The 19,119-nt window shown below is 44.3% G+C and carries 16 protein-coding genes; 2 read left to right on the forward strand and 14 right to left on the reverse strand.

The genetic code is table 11. The features are described from left to right. Positions 1 to 2: 2 nt before the first annotated feature. The 7 genes from CPZ25_RS05805 to CPZ25_RS05835 all read right to left on the reverse strand — a co-directional run bounded on the left by CPZ25_RS05805 (position 3) and on the right by CPZ25_RS05835 (position 7,303). Complete coding sequence (locus tag CPZ25_RS05805) at positions 3 to 698, reverse strand: sugar transferase (RefSeq protein ID WP_096919552.1); 696 nt, start codon at positions 696 to 698, stop codon at positions 3 to 5. Between the two features lie 26 nt (positions 699 to 724). After that, positions 725 to 1,927 (reverse strand): DegT/DnrJ/EryC1/StrS family aminotransferase, encoded by a 1,203-nt coding sequence (locus CPZ25_RS05810; RefSeq protein WP_096919551.1) that lies wholly within the window; start codon positions 1,925 to 1,927, stop codon positions 725 to 727. Positions 1,928 to 2,251: 324 nt separating this feature from the next. After that, the gene (locus CPZ25_RS05815; RefSeq protein ID WP_096919550.1) at positions 2,252 to 3,481 is read right to left on the reverse strand and encodes a nucleotide sugar dehydrogenase; all 1,230 of its coding nucleotides are present in this window, start codon (positions 3,479 to 3,481) and stop codon (positions 2,252 to 2,254) included. 35 nt (positions 3,482 to 3,516) lie between these two features. Continuing rightward, on the reverse strand, positions 3,517 to 4,569 hold the full coding sequence (locus tag CPZ25_RS05820; protein ID WP_096919549.1) for an NAD-dependent epimerase/dehydratase family protein: 1,053 nt from the start codon (positions 4,567 to 4,569) through the stop codon (positions 3,517 to 3,519). 269 nt (positions 4,570 to 4,838) lie between these two features. Continuing rightward, the gene (locus CPZ25_RS05825; RefSeq protein ID WP_138721005.1) at positions 4,839 to 6,305 is read right to left on the reverse strand and encodes a hypothetical protein; all 1,467 of its coding nucleotides are present in this window, start codon (positions 6,303 to 6,305) and stop codon (positions 4,839 to 4,841) included. A gap of 485 nt (positions 6,306 to 6,790) precedes the next feature. Further along, on the reverse strand, positions 6,791 to 7,009 hold the full coding sequence (locus CPZ25_RS05830) for a YdbC family protein (RefSeq protein ID WP_013381005.1): 219 nt from the start codon (positions 7,007 to 7,009) through the stop codon (positions 6,791 to 6,793). A 39-nt stretch (positions 7,010 to 7,048) separates the two neighbouring features. Beyond that, entirely contained in the window at positions 7,049 to 7,303 is a 255-nt protein-coding gene (locus CPZ25_RS05835) for a glutaredoxin domain-containing protein (protein WP_243129350.1), read from the reverse strand. A gap of 194 nt (positions 7,304 to 7,497) precedes the next feature. Here CPZ25_RS05835 and upp point away from each other — a divergent pair, with 194 nt between their 5' ends. After that, positions 7,498 to 8,127, forward strand: a complete 630-nt coding sequence (gene upp / locus CPZ25_RS05840; RefSeq protein WP_096920803.1) for a uracil phosphoribosyltransferase — start codon at positions 7,498 to 7,500, stop codon at positions 8,125 to 8,127. A gap of 18 nt (positions 8,128 to 8,145) precedes the next feature. Next, complete coding sequence (locus CPZ25_RS05845; RefSeq protein WP_096920804.1) at positions 8,146 to 9,492, forward strand: APC family permease; 1,347 nt, start codon at positions 8,146 to 8,148, stop codon at positions 9,490 to 9,492. 15 nt (positions 9,493 to 9,507) lie between these two features. Here CPZ25_RS05845 and CPZ25_RS05850 read toward each other — a convergent pair whose 3' ends face one another. The 7 genes from CPZ25_RS05850 to CPZ25_RS05880 all read right to left on the reverse strand — a co-directional run bounded on the left by CPZ25_RS05850 (position 9,508) and on the right by CPZ25_RS05880 (position 19,116). Beyond that, positions 9,508 to 9,915, reverse strand: coding sequence for a hypothetical protein (locus tag CPZ25_RS05850; RefSeq protein ID WP_096920805.1), 408 nt, complete (start codon positions 9,913 to 9,915; stop codon positions 9,508 to 9,510). A gap of 213 nt (positions 9,916 to 10,128) precedes the next feature. Further along, the gene (locus CPZ25_RS05855; RefSeq protein ID WP_096920806.1) at positions 10,129 to 11,709 is read right to left on the reverse strand and encodes a BCCT family transporter; all 1,581 of its coding nucleotides are present in this window, start codon (positions 11,707 to 11,709) and stop codon (positions 10,129 to 10,131) included. Between the two features lie 60 nt (positions 11,710 to 11,769). Then, positions 11,770 to 13,203, reverse strand: coding sequence for a trimethylamine methyltransferase family protein (locus CPZ25_RS05860; protein WP_096920818.1), 1,434 nt, complete (start codon positions 13,201 to 13,203; stop codon positions 11,770 to 11,772). Between the two features lie 22 nt (positions 13,204 to 13,225). Then, positions 13,226 to 14,665, reverse strand: a complete 1,440-nt coding sequence (locus CPZ25_RS05865; protein WP_096920807.1) for a trimethylamine methyltransferase family protein — start codon at positions 14,663 to 14,665, stop codon at positions 13,226 to 13,228. A gap of 23 nt (positions 14,666 to 14,688) precedes the next feature. Further along, positions 14,689 to 16,140: a sigma-54 interaction domain-containing protein gene (locus tag CPZ25_RS05870; RefSeq protein ID WP_096920808.1), complete on the reverse strand. Its 1,452-nt coding sequence runs from the start codon at positions 16,138 to 16,140 to the stop codon at positions 14,689 to 14,691. A gap of 92 nt (positions 16,141 to 16,232) precedes the next feature. Further along, positions 16,233 to 17,675: a trimethylamine methyltransferase family protein gene (locus CPZ25_RS05875; RefSeq protein ID WP_096920809.1), complete on the reverse strand. Its 1,443-nt coding sequence runs from the start codon at positions 17,673 to 17,675 to the stop codon at positions 16,233 to 16,235. Between the two features lie 4 nt (positions 17,676 to 17,679). Further along, complete coding sequence (locus CPZ25_RS05880; protein ID WP_074617100.1) at positions 17,680 to 19,116, reverse strand: trimethylamine methyltransferase family protein; 1,437 nt, start codon at positions 19,114 to 19,116, stop codon at positions 17,680 to 17,682. Positions 19,117 to 19,119 lie beyond the last annotated feature (3 nt).

The following is a 19,119-nucleotide window of genomic DNA, read 5'->3' on the forward strand; positions in this document are numbered from 1 at the left end:
TATTACCCCTTTCTTCTACTTACTACTATAAATACTGTTCTAAACATGATGAATATATCCTTTGTTAAACTAAACTCATTTAAATACTGAAAATTAAAATTCATTTTTTCTGGAAGTATCTTATTCACATAAACGTAATCAACATCTATTGTTCCTTCAAGTAAGTTTTCTTCATCTTTATATTTAATACTTGCTTCCGAAGTCACCCCTGCCGGAAGCAGTAATGTTGCCATCATTTCCGGTGTATAGCTCTTCACATATTTCATGACCTCTGGTCTTGTACCTACATAGCTCATATCACCGAGCATTATGTTAATTAACTGCGGTATCTCGTCGATTCGATACTTTCGAATAACGGCTCCTACCTTTGTTACTCTCATATCGTTTTTCACAGTAACCTGTGAACCTAATTTATCCGCATTTGCAACCATCGTTCTAAACTTAAAAATACGAAATTTTCTACCATATTGTGTAACTCTTTCCTGTCGAAAGAATACCCCACCTTTTGAATCCATGACAATCGCTATTGAGATGATTAACATCACAGGAGAGAGAACTATCAGCATAAAGGCAGACATGGCCACATCAAATATTCTTTTCAATGCAAGACTAATTTTCCTTTTTTTTAGTTTTTCATAGTATGGTCTTACTGATTCTGTCTGCATATATTTAGGAAGATGTTCCCATCCTTTTAACATAATATTTATTCTCCTCATCACTATTTCTATAGATAATCTTTTACAATCTTTGAGTAATTTTCAATAATATAATTGACTTCTTCATCCATCAGTTTTGTATGTAACGGTAACGTAATTTCATTCACGAAGTGATCGTACGCATTCGGGTAATCTTTTATATCGAATCCCAAATTTTTATATGCTGTCATCATTGGGAGTGGTTTGTAGTGAACATTACAGGCAATACCTGCTTCTGCCATCTTTACAATGATTTCCTGCCTCTGTTCCAGTATTGCTCCTGGGATTCTTGTGATATACAAATGGCCTGAAGACTGGTGTTCATCTGTATAGTGTGAAAGAACTTCAATACCTATCGGTTTAAATGCAGCATCATATTGAGCGATAATGTCTTTTCTACGTTTCAGCATTTCCGGATATCTCTCCACCTGCGCCAATCCAATGCCAGCAATTACATCTGTCATATTGCATTTGTACCATGTTCCGATGATATCGTACTCCCATGCTCCTAACTGTGTTTTTGCAAGCGCATCTTTAGACTGTCCATGAAGTGAGCGTAACTGATACTGATGGTAAATATCTTCATCATTAATTCCCGGTATAGTCTTCCAAGTGACCGCTCCACCTTCTGCTGTTGTAAAATTCTTAACCGCATGAAAACTAAAGTTTGAAAAGTCTGCAATGCTTCCGACAGGCTGTCCGTACCATGTTGATCCAAATGCATGAGCAGCATCAGCCATAACAATCACTCTGCCGATTGCTTTCTGGATTTCATTCTCTGGATGGAATAAATGCTTCTTGCTCTCAACTACTTCAAATATCTTGTGATAGTCACAGGGAATACCACCGAGATCCACTGGTATAATAACCTTTGTATTCTCTGTAATAGCATCCGCCAGTTTTTCGTAATCCATTTCCAGCGAGTCTTTCTGTGTGTCCACCATTACAAGCTTTGCGTCTACATGACAAACTACGGATGCACTGGCAGTATATGTATATGCAGTTACGATCACTTCATCGGTGTTTTTAATCCCAAGAAGATGTAAAGTCATTTCCGCACAAGCGGTCTGTGAACCAAGACAGGCTGCACGATTAACGCCACAGAATCTCGCGACCTGTCTTTCCAGTTCCTTTGTCTTTGGTCCAGTGGTAATCCATCCTGATCTCAATGCATCTGCTACCTGATCAATTTCTAATTTGCTAATGTCTGGTGGTGAAAAACTAATCTTCATAATTCAATGCTACCTCTCAAATTGTTTTTAAAGCACATAATATTTCATGCGTTTTTCCTTCTTTTCTATTTGTTTGTCGCTTTTTTTTGATATACAGATGTTTATATTTTTAAAGTACTAGAATGCTAAAAAATGACCACTAACCCACCGTAATAGCCTTTACGCCGAGCCTGGTCAATTTGTTAATTTCCCTCATTCGCTTTTCCACTCTATATTGTGGGGCAATCCAGCGCACTCAAGAAGTCATCAGAAAAATTGATATTCAGGACATGAATCAGGTCCTCGGAACCTGCATACAATCAAGATTTTTCTTGATTGTGCCTGTTAGTCTCTTCTGAAGTGATCTCTTGTATAGACTTTTTCAATCACATCATCCAGACAAGGATCATAGCGGTTCGCAAGGATGCAGGAACTTTTGATTTTAAAAGCTTCTAAATCATTGATTACGATGGAACCAAAGAAAGTTTCTCCATCTTTAAGAACCGGTTCATAAATTATTAAAGTAGCGCCTTTTGCCTTAATACGCTTCATGATTCCCTGAATGGAGCTCTGGCGGAAATTGTCTGAATTACTTTTCATGGTCAGGCGATAAATGCCCACGATGACTTCTTTCTCTTTACCTCTATTCCAATTGTCATTCGCTTCATAGGCTCCGGCGATCTCTAAAACCCGGTCTGCAATAAAATCTTTCCGGGTTCGATTGCTTTCTACAATTGCAGAGATCATGTTCTGCGGAACATCCTGATAGTTTGCGAGAAGCTGCTTTGTGTCTTTCGGCAGACAATAGCCACCGTATCCGAAAGATGGATTGTTATAATGTGTGCCAATTCGCGGGTCCAGGCAAACACCTTCAATGATCTTTTTGGTATCTAATCCCTTCATTTCTGCATAGGTATCAAGTTCATTGAAATAGGAGACCCGTAAAGCCAGATAGGTATTGGCAAAGAGTTTGACTGCTTCCGCTTCTGTAAATCCCATGAATAAAACATCAATCTTTTCTTTTATCGCACCTTCTGCCAGTAGCTGCGCGAAGGACTCGGCTTTTTCTTTACTCTCTTCATCGCAGCCTACAATAATGCGTGATGGGTAAAGATTATCGTACAGTGCCTTTGATTCCCTGAGGAACTCTGGGCTAAAGATGATATTTTTAGTTCTGTATTTATCTCGGATGCTTTCTGTATAACCAACAGGAATAGTGGACTTAATGACCATCATTGCCTCAGGGTTCACGCTCAAGACCATTTCAATCACTGCTTCAACAGCAGAAGTATCAAAAAAGTTCTTTTTGCTGTCATAATTCGTCGGAGCCGCAATCACCACAATTTCAGCATTTTTATAGGCATTTTCTCCATCCAGCGTTGCGGTCAGATTAAGCTTTTCTTCCCTTAAGAATTTTTCAATATAATCATCATGAATTGGGCTTACGCCCTTATTAATCTGATCGACTTTTTCTGGAATAATATCGACTGCCATGACTTCATTATGTTGTGCCAGCAGTGTGGCGATTGAGAGCCCCACATACCCTGTTCCAGCGACTGCAATTTTCTTTTTCATATTCTATCTGTTCCTTTTATCTCTTTGTTTGTTCGTCATGCTTTATAAAAGACTTTGTACCATTCTGCGAATCTTCTCAGACCAGTACGCAAATCGGTATTCGGTTTGAATTCAAAAGTGCTCTCTAATTCACTCGTATCCGCATATGTAACTGGCACATCACCGGGCTGCATTGCCACAAGCTCTTTATGATTTTCAAAGTTATAATCATCTGGTAATACTTCTGCTTTCACCAATTCTTCGGACAAAATTTGTACAAAATCCAAAAGATTTTCGGGTTTTGAATTCCCGATATTATAGACAGCGTACGGCGGAATTGGCAGGCCATCTTCACCGGTTTTTTTATCCGGCGCACCCTGAATCACTCTTTTAACACCCTCGACGATATCATCTACATATGTAAAGTCTCTTAGGCAATTCCCATAGTTGAAAATCTTAATTGTCTCCCCGGCTCTCAGCTTATTGGTGAAACTGAAGTAGGCCATATCTGGTCTGCCGGCGGGGCCGTAAACGGTAAAAAACCGAAGTCCTGTAGATGGAATGTTATAGAGCTTTGAGTAGGCATGCGCCATCAACTCATTGGATTTCTTTGTTGCAGCATACAGTGACACTGGGTTATCCACTTTATCTTCTGTACTATAAGGAACTTTTTTGTTTACACCATAAACGGATGAAGATGAGGCATAGACCAGATGTTTCACTGGATAATGACGGCATGCCTCAAGGATGTTATAAAATCCAATCAGGTTACTCTCGATATACACGTCTGGATTTGTAATGCTGTAGCGTACGCCCGCTTGGGCGGCAAGGTTTACCACAATTTCTGGTTTGTATTTTTCAAACAGATTAACAATTAGTTCCTTATCCGCAATATTTCCTTTTACAAAAGTCCAGCTGCCGCCTAATGCCTCAATCTGTTCCAATCGCCACGCTTTTATGCTCACATCATAGTAATTATTCATATTGTCAATGCCAATAATGGATACAGACGGAACTGTACGAAGCAGCTCTATCACTAAATTTGAGCCGATAAAACCAGCAGCACCTGTGATCAATATTGTTTTATGATCCAGATCAATGTGATTCATAGTTTCAACTTCCTAATTTTTTATTCTTAGTTAAATCCATATTTTTATTTAAAACTCGTAGCACTCTTGATCAAAGCTGATCCTTTAATCTTTACTTTCATCGCATTGTGTTTTCTTTCATTTCTATGTAAAGAAAACACAATGCGACGCGAAATAAAAACAGGCGGTGCTAAGCCTGTACTTTTGGCCTTGTAGGCGAAAAGCACACCTGTAAATTTCTTTACAGGATTTAAAAATTAAATTTATGATTTACTTTCTTATTCTTCTTATCAGGCAACGCCGGCATAAAACCGCTCATAAAACCCCTTCCCCAGATTCCTGGCGCTGTTGAGCGCCGTACTCCCCTTATGTCCTTCTTTACAGACGAAGTTCTTGCCGCCATAGAAGTTGGGGCTAGGGTTCTGGTACTCGGTATTGTGCTTCGCGATGGGGGCATCGCAATGGTAACACCGGGTACTGGCGTAGTAGGGCTTGCTGGTCATGGCGACCAGGCCTTTCTGCCAGGCTTTATATTTCACGTAGCGGGCGATGCGTCTTCCGATAAAGTCGTAGGGGCTTTTGCCCAGGTAGAGCTTTTTCGCCTGATCGAAGCTTTCTTTGAGCTCGGGCAGGACGATGAGTTTTGCGCCTTGTTTGAGGGCGTAATCGACGATCTTTCTCGATACTTCATGGGCGTAGTGGTCGGTGACGCGGGTGATTTTTTCGTAGTATTTGGCGTTTGGTCGATGCTCTTGCAAAGCGCTACCCGCTTCGGCTTGTCCATAAGACGACAAGCCTCGGGGGCAGACCCCGAGGGCGTCGTTCTCTATGATGTGTGTCATCTTTTTCCCGGCAGTGCCGCGTTTGGTATACCCTAGAAGCTGCTTCCTACGGTGGGCCAGTGCTTTTCCGCCTTTGATGAAATATGGGGCGGTGGCGCGACCGTCAGCTTGGATGGTGGTACAAACGGCCAGGGTGTCGGAGCCGGTTAAGGCGACGGCGACAAAACTTTCATGCTGTTTTACGCGCTCTTTTGCGGTTCGGCTGTCTTCCACGACCTCTTTGACGGGGATGTGGAGCATAACTTTTTTCTTTTTGATGACAATGGTCGGGCTCATGGGCTCGGCGTTTTCTGGAAAGGGTCTGCCGGTATACCGGTGCTTGACCCAGGACCAGGCTTTGCCGGTGTAGAGCTTGAGCAGGATTTGGCCGTCGGCGAAATCCTTATACATTCCCTTGTAATACAGCATTGACATGTGGAGATTCTTTGGGCGGCTTGGGCGGCCCTTTTTCGCCGACTCAGGTGGAAGGTTGAAGGTGGAAAGTGGAAGGTTATGGTGCAAATCGGCTTGGCCGATTTGATTTGATTCAGAATCGCTCTGCGATTCTGTTACTGAATTTTCCATTTTCAATTTTCCATTCCCCATTTGTTTATCTTCCCAGTCCCTGAGCTTGCTCATGTAGCTCCTATACATGCTGATGGCCGCGTTGATGGCGGCGCGCCGGAAGTACAGGGGAATTCTCTCAAAGGGCAAGGGCGTTTCGGGCGGGGTGCCGTCTCTCTGTTTTATGGTCTGTAGCTCTAAATGCCGCAGTAAATTCTGGTTGGTGAGGCTGAGGGCTTCGGGCTGGCGCTCGAGCAGCTCATAGTAGAATGCCAGGACAGCGTCAAAGAGGGACTGGGTCTTTTTAAACCAGTCTAAATGCTTGTAATTCAGCTGTATTTTGTACGTCGTGATGGCGTATCCCGCACTCATAACTGACCTCACTTTTATTCGTGGACTGTTAATAGTCTGCGAGCAGGGTGCCTGAAATACCGCTAGCTTGTGCGCAATAGAGATTTCTGACCAGAATATTGACCAGATTGTAAAAATAATTTTTGTAAATTAAAATTCCTGTGATGCCGAGTTTACCTTATTATATATAGAAGAAAACTGACCATATTTTGACCAGTTTGCCAAAAAGTGAAAAATAAAGAAAATCAGGATTTATCGTTAGAATATAAACATAAAAGTGATTTTAAAGAAAATTATTTAAAAAATTCAAAAAAGGGGTGCATTTTTCATGAGGGAATGTTATAATAAATCACGCAGTTGAAAAACAAATCATTTTCTTAAATGAAAAATCAAAAAAAGTTCGCAGACTATTAACAGTCTGCGAACTTTTTCTATCTAAAAGCAACGTAAAAAACGGACCCTCTCGAGTCCGTTTTTTCTCTTTTTTATTCGTTTTTCTAATAAAATTAAAGCTCTAATTCATTCAAAATGCTGCGCAGCTCTACCAGCTCATCGATGGTCAGGGTTACGCCCTTGCGCATTTTTTCATGGTTTGCGTCCCATTCACGAATATCGTATTTGGGTTCGCGGTCGTTCCAGCTGACCAGGTTTAATTCCTTCTGCCAGCCGTTTGCTCCTTCGGATAATACTCCAACTTCTTCTACTACTTTAAACGAAAATGCCATACTTCCTCTTCTTCCTTTTAATTATTTATCTTATCTCGCTTATGCGAGCATTTTATCAAAGTCGCCCTGATGATCAAGCTCGGCCAACTCGGTATAACCACCGATAAACTTTTCATCGACAAAAATAAAGGGAACCGTGTGCTGCCCGGTCTTTTCGGCCAGTACCTGTTTCATCTCATTATTGCCATAAATGTCAACATCCTTGTAAGTCAGGCCCTTTTGGTCTAACAAACGCTTTGCGTTATTGCAAAATGGGCAGTGGGGCCAGGTATATAATCTTATTTCTTTCATCATCAAACATCCTTCCGTTTCTTATGTTTATATCCTGATTGGCTATTTTTATTCAAGCTTTGATAATATCGATCCTTTTCTTTACCATTTTACCTTATTCTGGCAGAGTGTCAAGAATTAAAAGTAAAAAACAATGGCCTTTCAGCTTTTTTTAATGTATTATATTGTTTAGTAAACAAGACAAAGGAGCTTTTTTTATGAATGAAGTAACTACCATTGACCATCCTCTGGTCACCCATAAGCTGACATTGATGCGCATGGAAGATACGCCGCCTAAGGATTTCAGAGAGCTGGTAAAGGAGCTGGCTACGCTCATGGCTTATGAGGTTACCAGAAGCTTTCCTCTCAAGGATATTGAAATTCAAACGCCGATCTGCAAGACCACCAAGCAGGTGCTGGCAGATAAGGATGTGGTCATCGTGCCAATTCTGCGCGCTGGTCTGGGCATGGTCGAGGGCTTTACCCATGTTATCCCCAATGCCAAAATCGGGCATATCGGCTTATTCCGCGATCCTGAAACGTTGGAAGCCGTGGAGTATTACCGCAAGCTGCCCACGGATATCGCTGAGCGCGAGGCCATTATCACAGACCCCATGCTGGCCACTGGCGTCTCCTCTGTCCACACCATTGACATCCTGAAGGCTGCGGGTTGCAAAAATATTAAGTTGGTTGTTATTTTAGCTTCTCCGGAGGGTATAAAGGCTGTACAAGCAAAACACCCCGAGGTACCTATTTATTGTGCTTGTATCGACGAAGGGCTGAACGATCACTCCTATATTGTTCCAGGCCTTGGCGATGCGGGAGACCGCCTCTTCGGGACTAAATAGGACAGGAGGTCTGTTACCATGACAACAGACACAATCAAAAAACGTTATGGACTGTTTACAGCCATTGCCATGATTATCGGAATCGTCATCGGTTCCGGTATTTTTTTTAAAAGCGATAATATTTTAATTGCCACTGGCGGCAATGTCGTTCTGGGTGTAATTATTTTCTGCTTTGCGGCGGTCAGCATTATTTTTGGGAGCCTGACAGTCGCGGAGCTGGCATCCCGGACCGACGAGCCCGGCGGGGTACTCACCTATGCCCGGGTTTTTATAAACCCCATGGCAGGCTCGGCCTACGGCTGGTTTCAAACCTTTGTCTATCTGCCCACCATCACGGTGGTGCTGTCCTGGGTTTCGGGCATTTACTTTTGCATTTTTATGGGCATCAATGCCTCTCTGGAGGTCCAGTGTCTCGTAGGCTTTGGTCTGCTGACGGGCCTATACCTTATGAATATGCTCTCGGCCAGGCTGGCCGGGCTTTTTCAGAACGCTGCGACGGTTATCAAGCTGATTCCCCTGCTGATCATCGCGGTGGCGGGCCTGCTCCACGGCAATACGCAAACCGCCGCAGTCGCTATGCCTACCCCAGCAACGGGGATGCTTCACGCTTCCTGGATTATGGCTATCCCATCTGTGGCTTTCTCCTTTGACGGATGGATCATCTCCACCTCGGTGGCCCATGAGATCAAAAACAGCCGGCGGAACCTGCCCATCGCGCTGGTCATCAGCCCTCTGTTCATCCTGCTCATGTACATCCTCTACTTTGTAGGGGTCACCAACCTGCTGGGCGCGCCGGCCATTATGCAGTTGGGCGACGCGCATCTTGACAAGGCGGCCGCTATGGTCTTTGGCCCCTTTGGCGCTAAGCTGATCGGCTTCTTTGTTTTAATCTCTGTGCTGGGCGGCCTAAACGGACTGGTGATGGGCATTTCTCAGATGCCCTATTCCCTGGCGCTTCAGAAAATGATTCCGGGCGCGGACAGGCTGAAAGTACTGACGCCAAAGTCGGATTTCCCCCTCAACTCGACGATCGCCTCTTATCTGATTGTCGCCTGCTGGTTTGTGATCCATTATTTTACACAGCGCTTTGGGCTGCTGGCCAACTCGGATGTGTCAGAAATCGCCATTGTGGTCTCTTACCTGCTCTACCTTCCTCTGTACTACCAGGTGTTTAAACTGGGCCAGAAACGGCAGATTGGGGCTTTCCGGGGCATTCTGTGCCCGGTGCTAGCCGCGGCAGGTTCCTTGATTATCTTCTCAGGCGGTCTGCAGAGCCCGCTGTTTATTTTGTATATTGCCATCTGCCTTGTTTTTCTGGCCGGCGGCATGGTTTATTACCAAAAAGTGACAAAAGCGCAGGTCTGATGCCTGCGCTTTTTCTTATTCTTCTTTTGAATCGTCTTTTTCAGTTGTTTCTTCTTCCTCGATTATTTCCGCGTCGGAAACGGCTGCTTCATCTGTATCTTCAGCAGCTTCTTCGGTTTCTTCCTTTGCTTCTTCCTTTGCTTTCATTTCTTCTTCCCTGGCTTCAAGCTCTGCGATCTTTTCTTCTTTTTCCAAAATTTTGCGGCACAGCACATCGGAAGGGTCGTCGCTGTCTTCTGTCAGGTTATCCTTACGGGCCTCGTACACGGTTCTTCCCAACTCAGCCAGAAGCGCCTCCATCTCATGCTTTTCAGAAACGATGGTGGTTTTTACCTTGGCTGTTTCTGCCAGGTCACCGAGCATGTCCGCAGTCGCGGCGGCTACATCGTTCAGGGTTTTTCCCAAATCATCAAAAATTGTCATTCTTTTTCTCCTTTTATGTTAGTTTTAAAAAATCAGGGGTATATATCTTTCTGGCAGGGAAACCACACCGGTCTCCTTTTATATAAATTAATTTTTTACTCCTCTCAAATCCCCGGTCAGCGCCAAAGTGACCGGGGGTCTCCTTTTTTTTGATGATTCTATTTTAGCATGAAAGCTTTAAAGAAAGATTTATCTTTTCCATGAAATCAAATTTTACTGATCATCTTTTTTATAAACATCCAGATCTCCCTGGCTGTAGTCATCATATACATTCAGATGTCTCATTGTGCGGTAATAAGAAACCATCATAAGCACCATTAAAAGCGCAATAGGCAGACCGCATACAATGGAGGCTGTCTGCAGGGCTTCTGTCCCTCCCGTGCCCAGTAAAACCGCGGCGGTTACCGCCATGATGCTCCCCCAGAAAATACTGATGCCGCGGGGTGGAGAGGCCTCCCCGGTCGCGTCTTTAAACTGGCGCATCGACATGGCCGATATCGACATGGTCATGGATTCAGCCAAAGTGACAAAGGACAGTATCACAATGACAAGGGCTACCACATTCATGACAGCGTTCCACGGCAGCTGCTTAAAGAAAGCGTACAGAGCCATATCCGACCCTGTCTGCTCAATGAGCTCACCGATATTGGCGCCATAAAATTTTTCAAGAATGATGCTGCTGCCGCCAAAAATACCAAACCAGGCAAAGGAGAACACCACTGGCGCAATGAGGTTAACGATCACAAATTCACGTATGGTCCGCCCGTAGGCCAGCTTGACTAAAAACAAACCGATCAAAGGTGCAAAAACCATCCACCAGGTATTAAAGAACACATTATTGGCCCCAATCCACCCTGTTTTCTCGATGGGGTCAAGAAACAGGGATAGATTAACAAAATCATTAAAATACTGGCCGATGGCTGTGATGGTTAATTCCGTTACCCCCACGGGGTCTACAGCAATAAAGGCAAAAATCAGGACAAAAAAGTAAAGCACTGTGTTTAGATTGCTGATATAGGTAATGCCCTTATGCAGCCCGGAGATACTGGATAAGGTGTAAAAAACAGTGATCACAGCAATGATAATAATCCAGCTGTACAAGTTGCTTGTAAATCCCATAATAATATCCAATCCCCGGGCGATCTGAAGCGTGGCAAAGCCGAGAGAGGTCGCAATTCCTCCAATAATCGCAAAAATAGCCAGCGCGTCAACGGCGTTTCCGACTCTGCCATATATTTTATCTCCAGCAAGAGGATACAACGCTGTACATACCCGGTAATCTTTCTTGCTATTATAAATTAAGAAGACAAGGCTCAGCCCCGCGGCTGTATATATTGAGTAGGGATGAATGCACCAGTGCAGAAAGGTATATTTTAAGGAGCCGAAAACAGCCTCGCTGGATAAGGGCACGGCGCCCAGGAACGGCGGTGGATTGTATATAAACTGGATCGGCTCATAGACGCCGTAGTAATTAATCCCCACTGCGATTCCCGAGGTCAGCGCGACTGCAAACCAGACAAATTTATTCATTTTTGGCGCTGCATCCGGGCCGCCCAGCCGTATTTTTCCATATTTACTAAAACCAGCCCACAGGCAAAATATAATGGCCGAAAAAGCTACAATGGTGATAAACCATGTGAAATTTTTGAGCACAAATGAAAGTGCGGCATTGGCGGCCTTCGAAAAAGCTTCTGGTGCAACGCAGGCAAAGGCCACGAAAAAAATAAGCGCGGCTCCGGAAATCAGCAGCACATGCCAGTTGACCATCTTTAACAGCTTATTATTTTTATCCATAATGATTTTTCTCCTGTTCGGTAAAAAAGCAGAGACATCCTCTGCCTCTGCTTTATAAATTTATATACCTGTCTTATAACATTCAGGAATATATGGCTCAATGACAGACAAACGCTCCTTTGAAATCTGCGGCGGCTGGTAGCTCTCCAGCCGTTTTTTGACAGCAGGCTTCATGGTGTCCCTTAAAGATCTGGACCCGCTGTTTTGCCATTGGTTTGGGTCTTCCTTATTCATGTATTTTGACTGGTAGAATTCTTCCCGGTACATTTTGGGCGTCCGCCCTTTTAAGAATGTTCCTCTGGCGCCCGTCGCCTTAATTTCCTCAAAGCAGAAACGTTCTTCTGAGCAGTTTACCCCTTTTAACAAATGCTCGACCATCTGTATGATTTCCTCATCCATCAAAAACTTTTCAAAATTTATGACATTAAAGGTTCCCAGGGTTCCGCAGGCATGCTCGATAAAGTTGGAGCCGCAGTCTAGGCTCGCGTAGAGCATCATCATGCTCTCAATACCTGACTGGGCGTCAAAATTCTTGGCATCGCTGAGGCCGCCGCCGGTTCTGAAGGGCAGATGATAATAGTCTGCCAGCCCTGCTGTTACATAACAGACAAGCGCAGTTTCGGGCGATCCAATGCTCAGCTGAATGGTGTGCATGTTGGTGGAAGCCGAGGTGTTCCCATAGATCACCGGTATGCCAGGCCGCAGAAGCTGGGCCAGCACAATGCCCGCCAGTTGTTCGGCGTTTGTCATGGCCATCATCGAGGCCACAGACGGCGGCGCTGTCATCAGGGGCATGGCGCAGGGCACGATCCACAGCGGCTGGTTTGCCTCGCAGGTTGCAAACAGCTTTTCAATGGGCGCATTGTCAAAGGTAAGGGGCGACAAAGAATTGAGCATTGGCAAAATATGATATTTATTGTTTCCCTCAAAGCGGTTAACGATTTCGATTGTTTCTTTAAACAATGTCCTCAAATGGCTTTCTTTTCCAGATGCCAGCGTATTAGGATAAAGAGTTACGGTTGGTTTATTGGCATATTTCATTTGCAGCGCCATGTTTGCAAAAACCTTTTGCTCCGGCGTGAAATTTTTGGTTTCTGCCAGCAGGTTAATGTGCGAGCCTGTGATGACAGGACTGGTATCTGCCAGCTTAAACTGGTCAAGAATATCCTGATTGTCCATTTTTCTTATTTCTTTTCCTGTCTGAATGTAAATATTACTTCCGAGCGGTCTGAAAACCGTGTGATCCCCTCCGATTACCAGATCACCCTTAAAAGAGGAGAGAATAAACTGAGAAGGAATTATTTTCAGAGCTTCCGTCAGTGTTTTTTCATCAATAAACACCGTATCGTTTTCTACCCGGACTCCGTGTTTTTTAAAAACCTCCAAGGCCTCCTGATTTTCAAATTTTACGCCAACCTCATCGAGGATACGCAGCGTCTGCTCGTGAATTTTCTCGACCGCCTGCTTTGAAATATACTTTTCATAAGATTTCATTGCTGTTCCCTTACATTCCACTTTAGATCATTTCCTTATAGGCATCGGGCAGATAAGGCTGAAGCAGATCATTCTGCTCTTTTGTGATTTCTGGCGGAGTGTAGGAGGCCAGGCGTTTTTCGACATCCTGCTGTGCGATATCAACCACACTGACGCTTCCCTTGTTCTGCCACTGATTTGGGTCATCCTTATTAAAATATTTGGCAAGATAGACCTCTTCGCGGTACATTTTAGGTGTGCGGCCTGTTAGGAAAGCACCTCTTGGCCCAACCTTTTTAAGAGTATCCATACAGAATTTTTCGTCACTGCAGTCAATTCCCGCAAACAGCCGCTGATTCATTCTCTGGATTTCTTCGTCGATCAGGAACTTGCGAAAATCGGTTACGTTAAATGATCCCATACAGCCACAGGCGTGCAGAACAATATCGGCGTTGACGTCCTGCGTGGCCGTAATCATCATCATTGATTCGGCCCCGGCCTGAATATCGGCGTCTTTCGCATCACTGAGTGAGCCGCCGGTTCTGAATGGCATCCCATAGTAGTCTGCCAGGCCGGCTGTCGCGTAAACGACCAATGCGCATTCCGGCGCCCCGATTGAAAGCTGAACTGTCCGCATATCTGTAGCGCCCGAGGTATTGCCGTAGACTATCGGTACATCTGGATTCAGCAGTTTTGCCAGCACATAGCCGCCCAGTACCTCGGCGTTAGTCATAGCCACCATCGAAGCAATGGAGGGAGGCGCTGTCATAAGCGGCATGGCGCAGGGTGCGAACATAATGCCCTGGTTTGCTTCGCAGAGAACAAATACTCTGTCTAACGGGTCGTGGTCCATGGTAAGAGGCGACAGGGTATTTAAAATATAAACATTGTGCACCGCGTCATTTCCTTCAAAATCATTCAAAAGCTGAACGCTCTTTTCAAAAGCTTTTTTAATCTCTTTTTTATCCGACAGCGCAAAGGTATTGGCGGTTGTCAGGAAAAGCGGTTTATGCCCGTACTTTAAAATCAACGCAATATTGCTGAATATTTTCTGATCTAAAGTAAACCCCTTTGAATAGTCCTGAAAATAATTGATGGTCCCAAAATCAAGCATATCGCTGGTATCCTCAAGTTTAAACTGGTTTAATGTATCCTCATTGTTCATTTTCCGGATCACTCCTTCTGGATAGTGGCAGTACACATTGCCGCCGATCGCGCCATTATACTGTTTGCCGCTGCCAATTTCCAGATCGCCTTTGCAAGATTTTACGGTAAAGCTCCGCTGCGCATATTTGAGGGTCTCTGTCACCATTTTTTCATCAATAAAAACAGTCTGCCCCTCCACACGGGCACCGTGTTTTTTAAAAACCTCCAGAGCTCCCTCATGCTCGAAGCGCATACCGATTTCTGATAAAATCTTCAGTGAATACTCATGGATTTTTTCAATTTCTTGTTTGGATATAAAACGTTCATAGCTTTTCATCTTTATTTCTCCCATCTGGATAACTATCCGGATATTTTATATTTTCTCATTTTATTTTGCAGGTTCTGTCTTGAAATATTTAAGAGCTTTGCCGCCTGCGTAACGTTATGGTTTTTCTGCATTAACGCCTTTATAATCGTTTCTTTTTCAAAATTATCAACCATCTCTCTGAGGTTTTTGTTGGTACCTAAGCTCAGAGAATCCATTTGTTTTTCTTCATTTACCTTGTAGCGCTCCAGCAGGTATTCGGGCAGGCATGAGCTTTCCAGCGCATAGCAGTCATTTCCAGCCAAATACAGGCTTTGGGTAATAACATGCCGCAGCTCTCGTATATTCCCCGGCCAGTCATGCCGCAGCAGGATTTTTCGGCTTGTTTTGGACAGGCTGTTGACCTTTTTCCCCAAAAAGGCTGCCACCTCTGAGATATAGTGGTTCGAGAGGGCAATGATATCTTCCTTTCGATTTTTTAACGGCGGCAGCTGAAGGTTAAAGACGCTGAGCCGGTAATAAAGGTCTGAGCGCAGGCGGTTTTCCTTGATGGCCTCCAGGGGATCCTGGTTAATCGCCGCGATTATCCTGACATTTGCGATAATCTCTTTATTCCCGCCAACTCTTCTGAATCTTTTCTCCTCCAGTACTCTCAACAGCTTGGACTGGATACTGATATTCATTGAGTTTAACTCATCCAGAAAAAGGGTTCCGCCTTCAGCTTCTTCAAAAAGGCCCTTTCGTTCTTTTGCTCCGGTAAAGGAGCCGCTTCTCACACCAAACAACGTGCTCTCCAAAAGGTTCTCGGGTATCGCGCTGCAATTAACAGCCACAAAATGATTCTTTTTGTGATCACTGATATTATGAATACTCTGGGCAAATACCTCTTTTCCTGTCCCTGTGGCTCCGGATATCATAATCGGTACATCTGTTGTCCCGGCCAGCTTGGCTTTTTCAATGCACTGCTTCATTTCATTGCTTTCACCTATAATATCCTCAAAGGTATACTGTGTGTTATTATGGAGCTTAACGGCGCTTAACGTGCCGTTGTCATGATTCTTTTTATTGATCGTATCAATTAAATTAAAATACTCTGATATTTCGCGGTAGGTGCCGACGCTCATTTCAATATTTCCACTTTCATCAAAAACAGGAAAAGAATTAAAGAGCACCGTACATTCTTTACCGTTCTGTGTTTTATAGTAAGAGAAGGTATCCTTATAGCAGCGCCCATCCTTTAAGGTGTTCAACAGCAGGGAGCGGTTTTCATCGTTCAGGGTGATGGCCTTATCCGGATCATTTGGTTCATAAATTTCATTTGGGTTTTTGCCGATTGCATCCTCTCTTTTCATCTCCTCGATACGTTCACAGCCTTTTGAATAGGCAATAATTTTTTTGTTTTTATCGACAACCAGCACGCAGAAATCCTCAATTTTTTCAAGACATTCTGTTGGCATTAATTTTTTTTCTGTTTTCCCATTTTTCATAAAGCACCTCTTGATTTTTGGTGATGGTATTTTAACCTAAAATACCTGTATGGCAAAACGGCTGCATTTTTAATTAAGAATCACTACTTTATTTATATGTTTTCTCTATATTCAACAGGAATATAAGGCCTGAGCAGATCATCCTGCTCTTTGGTAATTTCAGGGGCCTCATAAGACGCGATGCGACGTTCAACCTCCTCTTTGCAAAGCGCATCAATACTTGGAGCTCCCCTGTTCATCCACTGGTTGGGATCTTCTTTATTCAAAAATTCAGGCAGGTAGAATTCTTCCCGGTACATTTTTGGCGTCCTGCCTTTTAGAAAAGTGCCCCGTGCGCCGGTTTCTTCAATCTCTTTAATGCAAAAACGGCTTTCATCACAGTCTATCCCCCTAATCAGGCGGCTGCACATGGCGGTTATTTCCTCGTCTACGATATACTTTTCAAAGCTGATAACATTGAAGGAGCCCATAATACCGCAGGCGTGTGCAACCAGATCTGCGCCGCAGTCCAGCGTTGCAAAAGTGAGCATTTCGGACTCAATACCTGCCTGAATATCAAAATCCTTTGCGTCGCTCAACGCTCCACCTGTCCTGAAAGGCATGTGGTAAAGATCAGCCAGACCTGCTGTTGCATAACAGATCAGCGCAGACTCGGGCGCGCCAATGCTCAGCTGCAGTGTTCTCAGATTCGTGCCTGCCGAGGTATTGCCATAGACTACCGGCAGCCCTGGCCTGCAAAGCTGTGTCAGCACAATCCCTGCCAGTGTCTCGGCATTTGTCATGGCCATCATCCCAGCGATTGACGGAGGCGCTGTCAGGAGCGCCATCCCACACGGGCTGATCCACAACGGTTGGTTTTCATCGCAATGCGCCAAAATGCGTTCGATCGGGTCATGATCATAGCATAACGGGGACAGTGTGTTGACACCGTAGGAGATTACGTATTTTTCATCGTCCTCCACACCCTCAAATCGTTTGACCAGCCGAATTCCCTCGGCAAAGACTTCCCGCACGCTCTCCTTCTCAGAAAGCGCGAAGGTTCTGGGCATGAGGGCCACAGGCGCTGTGTGGCTGTATTTTAAGGCAATTGCGATGTTCGAAAAAATCTTTTGTTCCTTACTAAAATGCTCTGTTTCCAAGAACCCGTTTACATCGTTGCTGTTGACAATCTTACTGGCCTCGCCTAATTTGAACTGCCTGATAATATCGCTGTTCGTCATCTTTCGGATATGTCCATTTTCGGATAAATAGATGGACCCATCAGCCGGCCGCATGATTCTGGAACCGTGTCCTACCTCGTAGCTTCCTTTTAATGAAAACCGTGTAAAGCTCTCTGGTACTGTTTCTAATGCGTTTTGTACCATTTTTTCGTCCAGGTAGACTGTATCATTCTCAACCGATGCACCGTTTCTTTTAAAAATATCAAGCGCTTCCGGATGCTCAAATTTGATTCCGGTATGTTTTAAGATATGCAGACTTTTTTCATGTATCTTCTCAATTTTTTCCTTCTTAATATACTTTTCATACGCTTTCATCTAACTAGATCCCTTCTCTGTAAATTTGGGGGATAAATGCATCCAATAATTTACATTGGTCTTTGGTTCTCTCAGGCGCCTCATAGGCTTCCAGGCGTTTCTTAACCTCTGCCCTCGCCTTTTCCTTAATGCTGACGCTCCCTTCATTCTGCCACTGGTTTGGATCCTCTTTGTTAAATAAGGCCGCCCTGTAAAATTCTTCACGATACATCTTAGGTGTTCTACCTTTCAGGAACGTCCCTCTTGGCCCAACCTTCCTGATGGCGTCAAAGCATAATTTCTCTTCCGAGCAGTCAATACCACTTCGTTCGCGCTCAAGCATACCGATAATTTCCTCATCCATGATAAATTTTTCAAGGCTCAGCACATTAAAGGTCCCCATTGTCCCGATGGTATGGTAGATTACATCCGGCTGAACATCTATCGTTGCCTTTAGGAGCATCATCGTTTCAGCGCCAGCCTGTCCATCTAAATCTTTGGCGTCCGATAGCGAGCCGCCGGTCCTGAATGGCAGGCCGTAGTAATCTGCCAACGCGGCGGTTCCGTAAGCAATCAAGGCTGTCTCGGGTGTACCAATCGTCAGCTGCAGTGTTTTTAAATCGGAGGAGCCCGATGTATTGCCATAGACAAAGCCGGTTCCGGGCCGTATCAGCTGGATGAGCACAAGACCAGCCAATATTTCTGCATTGTTCATTGAAAGAATGCCTGCAACAGAAGGTGGGCCGGTCAATACAGGCATTGCACAAGGCGATAAAATCAACGGCTGATTTTCATCACAGGCGGCGAATATCTTTTCGACCGGCGCGCTGTCATAGGTCAAGGGCGACAGCACGTTTAAGCTTCGATAGCATACGTACTGGTCCCTGATCCCTTCAAATTCCTTAATCAGCTGAATGCCCTTCCGCGTCAAATCATAAACAGCCTCAGGGTCCAGCCCTAACGTCATCTCATTGGCGTTTATATGGCTTTTTCCCGAATATTTTAAGTCCATGGCATAAACGCCAAACACCTTTTCTTCCGCCGTAAATTTCTGAGCGTCTGGAAACTGGTTTAGCACAGCAGAGTCGATAACCGGGCTCATGACTCCCATTTTAAATTGATTGATATTGTCCTCGTTTGTCGTCTTACGAATTTTGTCCCCATCCTGAATATAAATATTGGACGCCAGCGCAATCTTCATCATGCTGCCGCCGCCAATTTCCATATCCTTATAGGAGTTGGAATAAATCATGAATTTCCGGGGCGCTGTTTTCAACGCCGTCTCAAGCATTTTTTCATCTATAAAGACGGTATCGCCCTCTACCCTTGCACCGTGTTTTTTAAAGACCTCCAGCGCACGTGTATTTTCAAAATTGATGCCAATCTCAGACAGAATTTTCAATGTGTTTTCATGTACCTTTTCAACTGATTCTTTCGAAATATACTTTTCATAAGCTTTCATAAT

The sequence above is a fragment of the Eubacterium maltosivorans genome, assembly GCF_002441855.2.
GTDB classification, from domain to species: Bacteria; Bacillota; Clostridia; order Eubacteriales; family Eubacteriaceae; genus Eubacterium; species Eubacterium maltosivorans.